Genomic DNA, 14,244 nt, shown 5'->3' on the forward strand with positions numbered 1-14,244 from the left:
GCTTTGCAAGGATTATTGATAAATTTTGGCCAAAATTTTTATCACTAAGGTTATGGAACTGGGATTATTATCCTGGAAGTGCATAACTACTGATAATATAGTAGTTTTAACTTTAGCCAGTTTAGATTATCCGTTTTACATTTTATTATAGCAAGAGCAATGAAATCGCACATGCGGACTGGGGCGGTGATTCTATGCAAAATAAAAGTGAAAATAATGTTACATTAAAAAATCCTAAGAAAACTATAACTCCCTTCGAAAAGCTTAAGAAGCGTATAACAAGCCAATTTCAAAAGAAAAAATTTATAGGGGATATACCCATTACTGACCAAGAATATGAAATGTTAATTGATTATTTTAAAACAAGATGCAAGGCATTAATAAGCTCAAAGAAGAGCATTGCAAATGATCCGATTTTTGCAATAGCTCTTGTTCAAATAGGAATTAAGTTTTATGATGGCAACTATTGGTCACATGTTTCAAAGATCTTAGGAACTGAAAAGATAAATCCAGTTGACCAGTGTCTGATTGGTAAGACGTTCATTAACACCCTTGCAGCTCATAATAAAATCATGCTAAACAAAAATGAGAGAGTTAATAATATTCTGATGCATGGTATTGTATCGGATTATTATGCTAATGAGCTCCTTGATTTCTTATTTAAGTATTACAACATTGATTTAGAAAGAGATTTACAACGTAACAATACTGAAATGATGAACAATCTGATTGAGGTTACTCAAAGAAGTGATAATACCGGCAGAACATATCTACTAGTAAAGCAGACGGCAAATGCTATTGGCATAAATATTCGAGGGGCAAAGATTAGGATAAGATATCTACTAAAGTTAATAGATAAATGTTTTTGGGAGCAGATTAGCCCAGAAAATTCTGGAAGTAGATTTGCCAAGCTATTTATTAAATGGCAGGAGAACTCTGAGGATTTTAAAGTCCAATATAATAAGTATCATAATTTACTTGGTGGTGGAAAAAAGAATTATGCCTCCCCATATTTAAGTTGTGGTTTTAAAGAAACAAACTTTAAACTAGTTTTGCCAACCCAGCTAATAAAAATGGACCATCAATCTGATTTACAATGGAATATATATTTTAATGGTAAGCATTTAAAGGATAATGCCGTTTCTTATCAAGCTGTAACAGGCTACAAAACCGAAGAATTAAAGGTAACTATAGATAAAGAAGATATCTTTAACGATTTTTTAATCGAACTAACATGCAATGAAAAGCGCCTCAAACTTTTCAAGATTAAAGCCAGCTGCATTAGATTTTTTGATAGAGATGGAGACTATTTAAATATTGATAGTAGCCTGCCAAAAGGTGAAGTATATGCATTTACTCCAGAAAATGAAACCATACGTTCTGAAGCACTAATTGAAAATGAGTTGGTTAATGGTTTAGTAAGGTGGTTTTTTGAATTTGAAGAAGGGGATATCATTAGGCTTCCAGATGGGAAAACTATAGCCATTGGGAAAAAACCAGAAGAAGGGTTGCTGCTAAGAAAGACGCTAAATGGAGCACGTGTCATCTATAATGGTAATAAGATTCCTATTTACTATGCCCCGCCAAGCATCTTACTTAAGTTGCTACCCAACAGAGCAACGGGTACAGTTCTAGACATTGATGGCATTAGATATCGATTATTTGATAAAGAAACAACAGTAATTAATTTAGATGATGGAAGCGGTGAAATGGGTTATATAGTAAATCTAGGGGATTATGGGTGCACCCATGATAATATATATACAGTCCTAGTGGATGTTCCCAATGACCGTACCAATCGTTATTGGCAATTTGCTCTTATCAATTCAATCAGCTTTCAATTTGAAGATGCTCCTTACATATTCAAATCAAAGGGAACAATTAGTTTTAATGAAGAACTAGACATATATCCTAGTGACAGTTTAGTGGAAAAAAATAACGATGAAAATTCATATAACTTTGAGATAAAACATGATGTTGATTACCTACAGTTTAAATATAAAACACCCAAGAATCTAGAGATAAACTTTGAATTCTACATTCCTGCACTAAAATGGAGGTTTGACAAAGGTCAATGGAATTTGCAGAGACCTCAAGACATTTGGCATAGTGATTTTCCAGCATTTATATATATAAAATACCACGAAAATAGAATCAAGCTTTCTTTGGATGAAACCCAGGAAGACTTTGATAATAGGTATGAACAAGGAATTACCTATGCTAAATCCAAATCAAAGGATATGTTTGAATGTGATACAACACGATTTAAATCATGGTTTGGTAGAGAAAAAGTCATAAGAAGGATTTATATAGATCTTCCTAAAAACAAAATTGAATTTATCAAAGTAATTACCCAGAGCACTATCAACAATCATATCTTCAAAACAGATTACGCGTCAGGAGAGCTAATTGGTGAGCTTGATATTACTGGAAACTCAAACTATTTCGTGGACGTAATACGGGTGGATACAAAAGAACTATTAGCAGAAAAAACACCAGTAATAGATGGTAAGTTTATAGTAGAAAGCCGCTTTGCGAGTGGCATATATCAAATTAGAGTTTTTGAAGACGAAGAAGATGAAACAGGTTTTGGAGCATCATATTATTTGCCCATAGGAAGATTTGAGCTTCAGCTAATAAATCCTTATAATTTAGAAGGGAAAAGCCTTTCAATTAAACAAATTAAAAAACATGAGAGTATATTCCAAGTTCAGCTAAGCCGCAAATATATCATTTACGACTTAAAGAGGCATGAAGATACTGATAAAAATAATTATACCGGACAACTATTAATTAAAAACATGTCTGGTTATAGTCTTATTGCTAACAATGTGAAAATAGAATTTATGAATTTAAATAAATTGCATTTAACTTATATATCATATTATGATGGGTATGATTATGTAGAATTCTTATATGACACCAGCCTAAACCAGATAGTAAAAGAAGAAGAAAAAGGTCTGAAAAGAGCTGTTAGATATCGTAGATATGATAGTCTTTTTCCAGAAGATTATGTATATATTGTTGAATTTACCGATGAATCGCCCATTATTAATGAAGCGAATTTACAATCTAATCCAGTAAATTATAATGATATAAAGAAAACCTCACGAAAAATAACAATTGAAGAAATGGGACTATCTGTGAAGGCCTATAATTGCCTAAAAAGAGCGGGTATTTATACTGCAGAAGAGATTAATAAGCGTAGTATAAAGGATCTCCAAAGAATTAGAAATATGGGCCGTAGTAGTCTAGAGGAAGTCGTTTTTAAAATGCAAGAACTTGGTTTTACTATTAAAGGTCTAGACATAAAGGATAAAGAGACATCCAAACCAAGTAATACTAATAGTTCAAAACCAAACCAGGAAGAGGTTCAAACTCAAAAGCAAGTATCAGTTAACAGAACCCCTGTAATGACGAAAAATATTAATGTGGAGGTAGAGGAGATAGAAAATACAGATCCACTAGACACACCACTATCAGAAATAGGTCTGTCAATGATGGTACTTAATTGCCTTAAAAAGGCCAATGTTCTAACAGTTAGAAATGCTGTAGAAAGAGGAACAAAGAGACTAACAGGAATACATGGTTTCAATAAAAAAATGTGTAAGGAATTAATAGACAAGCTGTATTGCTTTGGAGTTTCAATTAGGTAGGGGGAGAAAAAATGAGCTTTTCACCAGTAAATGCATCTAAGAACATTCTGGATAAGTATAAAAGGTATCTACAAACAACATTTAGTATTAATGATGAATATTATTCTAAACAGTTTAGCAAAGAGCTTAATAAGATAAACTTGCTTGCAAAAGGGCCATTTTTAGATGTTAATGACTCATTTGTAAAGGGAAGAAGTATTGAAGAGTTAATTAAAGGTGGCCTTCTAGCAAAGGGATTCCAAAAACTAAAAGTGCCATTAACCAGGCCATTATATAAACATCAAGAAGAGGCAGTTTCTAAAGTGCAAAATGAAAAAAATATTGTAGTCTCTACAGGAACTGGATCAGGTAAAACTGAAAGTTTTCTAATTCCTGTATTTAATTATTTATTCCGTCAACATGAAGAAAATAAACTAGATCCTGGAGTGCGTGCACTAATAATATATCCCATGAATGCACTTGCAAATGATCAAACTGAAAGACTGAGAGATCTTCTAGCAAACTATCCTGAAATAACCTATGGGAGCTATACTGGCCAGACAAAAGGAAAATTTAGCGATGCACTTGTAGAATACAAAAATCTTAACAACGGGGAAATGCCCATAAAAAATGAGCTAATTTCTAGAGAACAAATGAAAGATACTCCACCGCATATTTTAATAACAAATTACGCAATGCTGGAATATTTGATGCTAAGACCCGATGATAATGTTTTCTTTGATGGAGAGTATGCTGAGAACTGGAAGTTTATTATTCTGGATGAAGCACATGTATATAAGGGTTCAACAGGTATTGAGGTTGCAATGCTTTTAAGAAGATTAAAAGCTAAACTGTCAAAGGATAATTTAAGATACATCTTAACTAGTGCAACCCTTGGCGAAAAGCATGACAACCCTCAAGTTGCACAGTTTGCTCAACGCTTATGTAATAGTGATTTTTCAGAAGCTTGGAGTGCTCAGGCCTAGCTGGACACGCATAAAGTTCCCTTTTCTCTTTATTTCATACAAATGCTCTGTTTCTCTTTTTATCTATTTTGTGGGCTCTGCCCACACCCGCCCTCGCCGGTAGGCAGGTGGTCATGCTTTGCAAGACCACCTAACAATAGGGTATTGGCTTCGTGGCAGTAAAGGGTAAAGCTTCGCCCGGCTAAAGCCGGCCCTTGACTGCCTGCAATGTCTGTGGCTCTTTAAGCTACTAGTGACTGGGTCTCTCTGTGATATCTTTCATATTCCATGGGTGACATGTAGTCTAAGCTGCTGTGAGACCTTTTTGAATTATACCAAGTCTCTATATAGTTAATTATTGCTAATCTTGCTTCTTCTCGGGTCTTAAAACGCCTTCTATGAACCAGGTCTTTCTTTAATGTGGCAAAAAAGGATTCCATACAGGCATTATCATAGCAGTCTCCTTTTGCACTCATGCTTTGTCTTATGCCATTTTCTCTAAGCTTGTCCTGATAATCATAGGCTGCATACTGTGAGCCGCGATCTGAATGAAATATAAGTCCTTTTTGAGGCTTCTCTCTTTTTATTGCCATCTCTAGTGCACTAATTGTTAGCTGTTTTGTCATTCTGCTATCTAATGCCCAACCAACTATTTTTTTGTGGTATAGGTCTTCAATTGCAGCTAAGTAGAGCCAGCCTTCTTGAGTTGCTATAAAGGTAATATCTCCAACCCACTTTTGGTTAATTTTTTCAGCTTTAAAATCTTTGTTTAATAAGTTAGGAGCTACTGGATAGTTGTGATTTGAATTGGTAGTAGCTTTGTATCTAGATCTTAGAACACTAATTAACCCATATTCCTTCATAAGTCGTCTTACTCGCTGGTTGCTTGTTTTTATGCCTTTTTTTCTTAATTGTCTTTTTATTCTTCTGTGACCATAGGTGCTATCTGACTCATCAAATATTTCTTTTATGTGAGTAATCAGATCTCTGTCGTTTAATTCACGATGACTTATAGGCCTATTAAGCCACTCATAGTATGTGCTCCTACCTATTTCTAAGATTTGGCACATCTTCTTGACGGGAAATTCGGAGCTAAGTTCTTTTATTATTAAATACTTTATTTCACGTCTCTGCTGAAGATGGCCATGGCTTTTTTTAATATTGCATTTTCAACCTCTAAGTCTTTAATCTTTTTTTCTAATGCTTTTTGATCGGCATCAGCTGGCCGAAGATTTCCTTTGCCGGGAAAGGCGTCTTCTCCATGTTCACTATATTGCTTGACCCATCTTCTAACTGCTGTAGCACTTACTCCTATATCTTTGGCTACATCTACTGGCTTTTTACCTAATTCTGTAACAAGCTTTACTATATCTTTTTTATATTCTTCTGTAAATTTACTCATTGCCTTAACACGCCCTTTCTTATCTTTTATTATAGATCCTTTCTGCGTGTCCGGCAAACTCTCTACAGTCTAGCTGACATTGTCAGGGCAACGAGATTAAAACTACAGGTGCCAAAAGAACTAAATGAATTATCATCAGACTTTTATAATGAAATTGCAGATATGATTAATAATCTAGAAAATGAGAAAAAGATAGTGGAAGAAATCCAAAACAGCACTAGTCTTTGTTATAAAGGTAATCTTGAAGAAGTCTTATATGATGTACTGCTTCACGAAGGAAACTATTGGAACATAAGAAACTGCTTGCAGTCAACCAGAACCGTATCAGAATTGGCAGACTTAATGAACTGGTCACAACGGGACATTGAAAACTTTGTCACTGTTGCGTCAAAAGCTGAAAAAAACGGAGATAGATTATTTGATGCTCGTTATCACATGTTTTTAAGAGCCACTGAAAGCGTCTTTATAACCCTAAATCCAAGCAGAAAACTATTTTTAACAAGGAAGCACGTTCATTTTGAAAAAGACGAAGACTACAAAGTATTTGAAATAGCTACCTGCTCCTTTTGTCATGTCATTTATATAGTCGGCCAAATAGTAGATAATAGGGTTGAACAATCAAGTGTGGTTGATGAGGACAATATCAGGTCAGTATTTATGCTGGGCAATAGTATTTCTGACATAGATGAAGACCATTCTCTTGAAGATGAAAATATCAAAGCTGAAGAATATGAGCTTTGTTCTAGATGTGGCTTATTATGTAGACCTGGTACCCCTGACGAGAAACGCTGTGGGCACGAAATGAGCTATTTTGTTAATGTTTTTAAAATTAAGATCGAAAATACAAGCAAAGTATTAACCAAATGCTTATCTTGTGAAAATACCAATAACTTTGGCATACTGCGAATGTTTTTTTCAGGACACGAAGCTGCTACCAGCGTAATAGGCACAGCATTATTTGAACAGCTGCCGTCATATTCTATTAAGATTGAAACCATAGAAGAAGATGATGATACAGGATTTGTTGTTGGCAGTGGTAGTATAACAACCGAAACAAAATTAAATATGGCCAAACAATTTATTGCCTTTTCTGATAATAGACAGGCTGCAGCATTTTACTCCAGCTACTTAGACCAAACCTATAAAAATATTTTATACAAAAGACTTATTATTGAAACCTTAAAGGATAAATCATATTTATCCAGGGGAAAGGGCTTATCAGATTTTATTGAGGATCTAATCTATCAGTATGAGAAGTATAACATAGCTGTTAAATCAACTGATTTCACGCAAAAAGAGGCTTGGAAGGCTGCACTACATGAAATAGTTGATAATAATGGCAATACCTCATTATTTAGGATGGGTTTAGTAGGAATTTCATTAAATACAGAATTGATGCAGGGAAACAGTAAACTAAACCTCACAGCAGATGATGTTGCTACCATCTGTAATGTAATTGCATTGGGAATTATGTCAGATGCAGCAGTATCCTATGCCGCCAACCTAAACACTGCTGACAAGCAATATTTTACTCATAATGGAGTTGAATATAGCTATACCCTTTCAGACGCAGATCCTAAAGCCTATAAACGCTCATTTATTCCAACCAAAGCAAATATGACAAATAAAAGGCTTGATTATTTTATAAAGGTGTTAAAGAAGGCGGGCAATGATATAACTGAAGATGAGGCTAGGAACTTGTTAGAAAGGGGTATATGGAAGATCTTTTTAGCCATGAGGTATTTAAAAGCAGGCGATGGTAAGTACAAGATTGATGCAGAAAAAATAGTAATGTCTAGGCATGATGACTGGTATGTCTGTCCCAAATGCCAAAAAATTACAATTCATAATGCATTTAACGTATGTCCCTCCTTCAAATGTGATGGAGAACTTCAATCAATAGATGTTGAAAAAACTTTTAACAACAACCATTATTATAGAATATACCAAGAACTTGATATAAGAGAACTTAGAGTAGTAGAACATACCGCTCAACTTAATAAGGAAATGGCTTATGAATACCAGAAGAAGTTTAAACTTAAAGAAATTGATATTTTAAGCTGTTCCACAACCTTTGAAATGGGGGTTGATGTTGGCACCCTTGAAACAGTCTTTATGAGAAATATACCGCCTTCTCCGTCAAACTATGCACAAAGGGCAGGACGAGCAGGAAGAAATAAGCATTCGGCGGCTTATGCCATTACTTTTTGCAATAAGAGCTCGCATGATTTTTCTTTTTTTAAAAACCCGGAAAAAATGATTAAAGGAAGAATTGAGCCCCCTAAATTCAATGTGGAAAATGACAAGGTAGCCATTAGACATCTGTATGCATCAGCGTTGGGTTTCTTTTGGAAGGAATACCGGGATTATTTTGCAAAAACTTCAAATATGGTTGAGAGTCTAGAAGGCAAACCTAGTGGTTATGATTTATTTGAACAGTACCTAAAATCACACCCTGTTGGCCTAAAGAACTATTTGTCTGCATTTTTGTCGAATAGCTTAGCTAAAAGATTTGGTGTAGATAAATTTGCTTGGATAAATGGTCTACTGTCTAAGGAAAGTGGTGAAGAGGGTGTTTTTACAAAGGCTGTTCTAGAATATGAATATGAAGTTAGTATTCTAAAAGAAGCAATTGAGAGAGCCATGGCAGCCGAGCATGGAAGGATTGATAATTTAAGGCAGCGGTTAAAGGTATATAGAAACGAGGACGTATTATCATTTTTGTCTAGGAAAAACGTACTCCCCAAATATGGCTTTCCCGTGGACACAGTAGAAATGACTATAGTTGACAGAACAAATAAGACCAGGCTGGGTCTTCAGCTTCAAAGAGATTTATCAATGGCAATATCTGAATATGCACCGGATTCACAGATTGTTGCCAATGGCAATCTAATTACCAGTAGATACATAAGAAAAATACCTAATATGAGCTGGAAACAGTATGACTATATTTTGTGTGAGTGCAAAACCCTTAATATCGATCCTCACACAGAGGATGATGAGTTTTCCAACTTGGACAGCTACAAACAGTGTGGTAAGCTGCTAAACATAGCTTCAAGAAAAGTCTTCTTAATACCTCAGTTTGGCTTTGAAGCAGATGGCGATAGAATAACAAAACCTGGTCTTAAAAAGCCAGTAAGAACTTATAAGGGTGAAATAGCCTATGTAGGTTACAAAAATGATATAGCCATGAATAGATTTGAAATCAAAAAAGCAAGTATTGAGTTAGGACTTAGTAAAGCTGATGAGATGGCTGTACTCAACGAATCTAACTTTTATGTTTGTGAATACTGTGGTTATACAGTTTTAGATAATAAAGAGTTTAAGAAGACAAAGCGGGAAAAACATAGTGCACCTTCTGGGTATTCTTGTAGAAATGATGGATCAAACAGACTGAAACAATTTGCATTAGGATATAGATTTGAAACAGATGTAGTTCAAGTGAGGTTTTTAAACCCTGATTTAATGGATCGGGAAGTTGCATTGTCAGTTCTCCATGGTTTTTTAAGAGGCTTCAGCAGTTTTATGTATATTGAGCAAAATGACATTTTTGGCTGTTTAAATTACTTTTTTAATAATATAACCCACCGGCCTAATTATGCTCTGATTCTATATGATAAAACACCAGGTGGTGCAGGTCATGTTAGGCGTTTAGATAACGAAAAAACTATGGAAGGTGTATTACTAGAGACAGCTAGACTTATGGCCCAGTGTGATTGTGGTGGTGAAGACAAAGGTTCATCCTGCTATACATGCTTGCGGGGATATTATAATCAAAACTACCACGATAGATTAAAACGTAGCTATGTCATTGACTTTATTAATGATTTGTTTGAATGATTTACTAAACATCACATTTATACAGCAAATTATGAAAGCTGTGCAGAAATCTCTAGGTGTTGTCTAGCTTGACAGCTTTTTCAATTAGTTAAGAGAAAGAAGGACTATAGATTTTGCGAAATTGTTCAAATTGTTGACCAATGGTTTATTTCAAAACCTTTTTGTCAATACCTACGATACAAGCTAAAATATAATTTGAAATATAAACCCATAAATGAATTCTAAAATAAAGAGCATAGAGGGGGAGGAATATGGCCACTAAAGATGAAATATTAGGGTGTATCAATAAACTAGACTCCCACTATTATAAGCTTATCCTGTTGGTTGGCAAGACCGGAAGCGGTAAGACTAGAATGCTTAAAGCTTTAGCAGCAGCCACAGATGGGGCGGTAGCTGACCTGAATGTAGAATTATCTAAAATGCTAAAGAACCTTCCTAAAATGGAAAGATGCCATTATGTTCAGGACTTTTTAGATGTGGTTTTGCGACAGAGCAGTGGACAACCTTTATTCTTGGATAACACAGAAATATTATTTTCAAGTCACTTAAAAGTTGATCCAATAGGAATGTTAAAGAATGCTAGTAGGTATCAACCACTAGTTGTTACTATAAATGGAGTGATAGACAATAACAAGCTAACCTATGCAGAACCAAATCATCCTGACTTTATTGTTTATAAAGTAAGTGAATTAGGCTGCAGATACTACTCTTTTAGGGGGGAATAAATTGAAATACAAAGACTTAGTTCAGTTTGATCCTATTGAATCCATTGTAAAATTAAAAGATGCAGACCTCAAAGTGGAGGCAGAAAGGCTTGTCAAGACCTACGTGATGTCGCAGCACATGGCAGGCAGTCTGATTGATATTGTTTTACCACAGCTGCAGTTTGATCAAACCATAGATAATAAAGGTGTATTTATAGTAGGTAATTACGGCACAGGGAAATCTCACCTCATGTCAGTTGTTTCATCCATAGCAGAAGATGAAAGCATGCTGGAGTTTCTAAAAAATGAGGAATTTAAAGAATCTGTAAAAACAATAGCAGGCAGGTTTGAGGTTTTAAGATTTGAAATTGGCGCAAGCAGGATGACCTTAAGGGATATTGTTTTAAGTAATATTGAAAAGGACCTTAAAAACAGGGGAATAACCTATAAATTTCCTAAAGCAGAAGAAGTAACTGATAATAAACAGTCAATAATTGAGATGATGGGAGTATTTGAAGAGCAGTACTTAGACAAGGGTTACCTGATTGTAGTAGACGAGCTTTTAGACTACTTAGGTTCAAGGATGGAACTTGAGTTAAAATTTGATTTAAGCTTCTTAAGAGAAATGGGAGAAATAAGTAAACACTGCCGACTTCGCTTTGTTGCCGGGGTACAGGAGACTTTATTTGACAACCCTAACTTCTCCTTTGTTGCCAAGACCATGCTAAAGGTAAAAGACAGGTTTGAACAAATCATGATACATAGAGAAGATATATCCTTTGTGGTGTCTCAAAGACTGCTGCAAAAAACGGATGAGCAGAAAGCATGGATTAGAGAACATCTTCAGAAATTTAGCTTTCTATACAAAAACATGGCTGATAGACTTGAAGAATATGTAGATTTGTATCCTATTCATCCCCAGTATCTTGTAGCTTTTGAAAAGGTATACCTAGCTGAAAAACGAGAAGTATTAAAAACTATAACCACAACCATCAAGAACATTATTGAAAAGGAAGTTCCAGAGGATGAACCAGGTGTTATATCCTATGATACTTACTGGAGCTTTGTCAAAGAAAGCCCTTCAAAGAGAACTGTTGCCGATGTAAAAGAGGTAATTGATAAAAGCAGTATTCTTGAAGGCATAATAGAGCATTCATATACAAGGCCGCAGTATAAACCCATGGCCCTTAGGATTATTTATGCATTAAGTGTTCATAGATTAACTACAGGTGAGATCCATGCTCCTATTGGAATTACAATTGAAAATATGAAGGATGATTTGTGCCTATTTGACCCAATGCTGCCTGAAGTTGAAGAGGATTTTCTAATATCCCAAATTACCACCGTTATGAAAGAAATCTTTAACACAGTCTCCGGCCAATTTATTGAATACAATAAGGAGAATGAACAGTACTATCTAAACTTAAAAAAAGACGTGGATTTCAATGCAAAGATACAGCAAAAAGCTGATGTAATGGACGATATATCCTTAAATGCCTATTATCATAATCTAGTATTAAAGGCAATGGAGTTTGAAAGAACCCCATATTATCCAGACTTTAAAATCTGGGAATACGAACTGATATGGGAGAGCAAAAACATCGAAAGGGAAGGTTACTTGTTCTTAGGTGGGCCAAATGAAAGACCTACGGCACAGCCACCTAGAGATTTTTATCTTTACTTTATTCCACCATACGGGGCGTTTCAGTATGATGATTTAAAGGCCAATGATGAAGTGTTTGTAATGTTTGATGGCTCTAATGATGAAGTTAAAGAAAATATCAAGATGTATGCTGCTGCATTGTCCATGGCTGAAATTGCTTCAAAAGAAAGTAAGCCAGCGTATTTGACAAAGGCAGGTGAATACCAAAGGGAAGTTGCTAATTGGATTAGAAAAAACGCTAACCAATGCTTCACAGTTAAATACAAAGGTGAAGCAAAAACACTTCCAATGCTTCTAGCAGGCAAGAGATTATCTGACAAGAGCTTAAAAGATCAAATAGATATGGCAGCATCAGAATGCTTCAACATATATTTCAATGAAAAATACAAAGACTATCCTAAATTCAAATTAACAGTAACTAGGGCAAATCAAATTGAACTTTTCAAAAGTGCTCTAAATTATCTTGCAGGCAAAAAAACAGAGCAGGGTGCCAAAATATTAGATTCCCTTGGCTTATTTGATAATGAAAATATTAAACCTGAAAAATCCCTATACGCAAAATACTATATTGATATGATAAGCAACCTGGACCATGGTAAGGTAATCAATAAAGATGACATAATTGAAGAAATAAATGAAATTGAAGTTGATAAGAGGTTTAAGCTGGGAATTCATTGGATGCTGACAATACTAGCCTCCCTGGTTTACAGTGGAGATATTACATTGACTATTTCCGGCAAAAAATTTGATGCCACCATGTTAAAGGAATTGGCAGCTGAGAACACCTCTAACCTAATTGAGTTTGAACACTTTGAAAAGCCAAAAGACATTCCACTGAATGTACTAAAAAAGCTTTTTGAATTCTTAGAGATACCCCAGGGCACGATTGTCAATTCTCAAAAAAGAGAAGAAGCTGTTACAAAGATGCTGGTAGAATCTGAAAAAATGATTGGAAGCACCATCTTGGCACAACAGCAGTTAGGTGGTGATACCAGTATTTGGGGTAAAGACACTCTAGAAACCTTTAAGAAGGATAGTTATAAGAAGGAACTTAAGGAATTAAAGGAGTTTCTGGACAGCATAGGCAGATTTAATACTGTGGCGAAATTAAAAAATGTCAGCTTTACAATTGAAGAGATTGATAGACATCAAAAATCCAAAAGTATTATCAAAGAACTAAGCAGGATTAAGGAGTTAAAAGAAGCTGTAGACAGTAATGTTCAGTATTTATCTAACACTGAAATCGTTATGGATGATGAATATTGGAAAAACAAGCTGACAGCGACTAAGAAAAACTTAAATCTTGCTATAAGTGACCTAGATGCCATTGATAATGATTTTATCAGGAAATTCAACTTGGAACTGCAGGAATTAAAAGGTGAGTATATTGATTTATATTTAGAGCTTCATAAAAAACATAGATTATCTTTTAATGAAGACACACGCAAGAAGGACATTATGGCAGGCAAAAAGCTGGACAACCTTAAAAAACTTAGAGCTGTTGAGGGTATCCTGCCCATAAATAAGCTGGATGCTGTGTTAACTAAACTCGGTTCTTTAAAAACCTGCTATAACCTGACAAATAAAGATATGGAAACCAGTTTTGTTTGTCCCCACTGCCATTTCAAACCCAACGAAAAGGGAGATCCTGTCCACGGTGTAATTGACCATGTTGAAAATCAAATCGATAGTCTTGAAGGTGATTTCAAAGAGATTATTCTAGGCAGCATAGAGGACCCAATGATTAAGGATAATATTGCCTACTTAAAACCTGACCAACAGAGGCAAATTAATGACTTTCTAGAACACAGGCGTCTACCTGAAACAGTAGATAATAACTTTGTCATATCAGTTAACACATTATTAAAGGGCCTAGAAAAAATAGAGATTGAACTGGAAACATTACGTCAGGCTATCACAGGCGAGGGGCCGGTTACAGTAGATGATATGCATAAAAAATTCAAAAAGTACATGGATACAATTATTCAGGGTAAAGATGAAAGCAAGGTTAGAATTATACTTAAATAATGGGGGA

The 14,244-nt window shown here is 35.0% G+C and carries 6 protein-coding genes; 5 read left to right on the plus strand and 1 reads right to left on the minus strand.

All coding sequences use genetic code 11. The features are described from left to right. Positions 1–194 precede the first annotated feature (194 nt). Both K364_RS0120590 and K364_RS0120595 read left to right on the plus strand, forming a co-directional pair. Complete coding sequence (locus K364_RS0120590) at positions 195–3,656, plus strand: DNA-directed RNA polymerase subunit alpha C-terminal domain-containing protein (RefSeq protein ID WP_028309570.1); 3,462 nt, start codon at positions 195–197, stop codon at positions 3,654–3,656. An 11-nt stretch (positions 3,657–3,667) separates the two neighbouring features. Further along, positions 3,668–4,621 carry a DEAD/DEAH box helicase gene (locus tag K364_RS0120595; RefSeq protein ID WP_028309571.1) on the plus strand — a complete coding sequence of 318 codons (954 nt, stop codon included), beginning with the start codon at positions 3,668–3,670 and terminating at the stop codon, positions 4,619–4,621. Positions 4,622–4,842: 221 nt separating this feature from the next. Here the strand turns inward: K364_RS0120595 and K364_RS0120605 are convergent. Continuing rightward, positions 4,843–6,002, minus strand: a protein-coding gene (locus tag K364_RS0120605; RefSeq protein ID WP_156946389.1) for an IS3 family transposase whose coding sequence is annotated in 2 segments (ribosomal slippage) — positions 4,843–5,762 and positions 5,762–6,002 — 1,161 coding nt in all. Because the reading frame shifts where the segments join, the coding sequence is not laid out codon by codon here. A 108-nt stretch (positions 6,003–6,110) separates the two neighbouring features. Here K364_RS0120605 and K364_RS0120615 point away from each other — a divergent pair. The 3 genes from K364_RS0120615 (at position 6,111) to K364_RS0120625 (ending at position 14,237) form a co-directional block, all read left to right on the plus strand. Further along, positions 6,111–9,842: a helicase-related protein gene (locus K364_RS0120615; RefSeq protein WP_028309572.1), complete on the plus strand. Its 3,732-nt coding sequence runs from the start codon at positions 6,111–6,113 to the stop codon at positions 9,840–9,842. A gap of 251 nt (positions 9,843–10,093) precedes the next feature. Further along, a complete protein-coding gene (gene brxF / locus K364_RS0120620; protein ID WP_051534279.1) occupies positions 10,094–10,567 on the plus strand; it encodes a BREX-3 system P-loop-containing protein BrxF in 474 nt (157 codons plus the stop codon). Between the two features lies 1 nt (position 10,568). Further along, positions 10,569–14,237: a DUF6079 family protein gene (locus K364_RS0120625; RefSeq protein WP_028309574.1), complete on the plus strand. Its 3,669-nt coding sequence runs from the start codon at positions 10,569–10,571 to the stop codon at positions 14,235–14,237. Positions 14,238–14,244 lie beyond the last annotated feature (7 nt).

The sequence above is a fragment of the Desulfitibacter alkalitolerans DSM 16504 genome (genome assembly GCF_000620305.1).
In the GTDB taxonomy this organism is placed as follows: Bacteria; Bacillota; DSM-16504; order Desulfitibacterales; family Desulfitibacteraceae; genus Desulfitibacter; species Desulfitibacter alkalitolerans.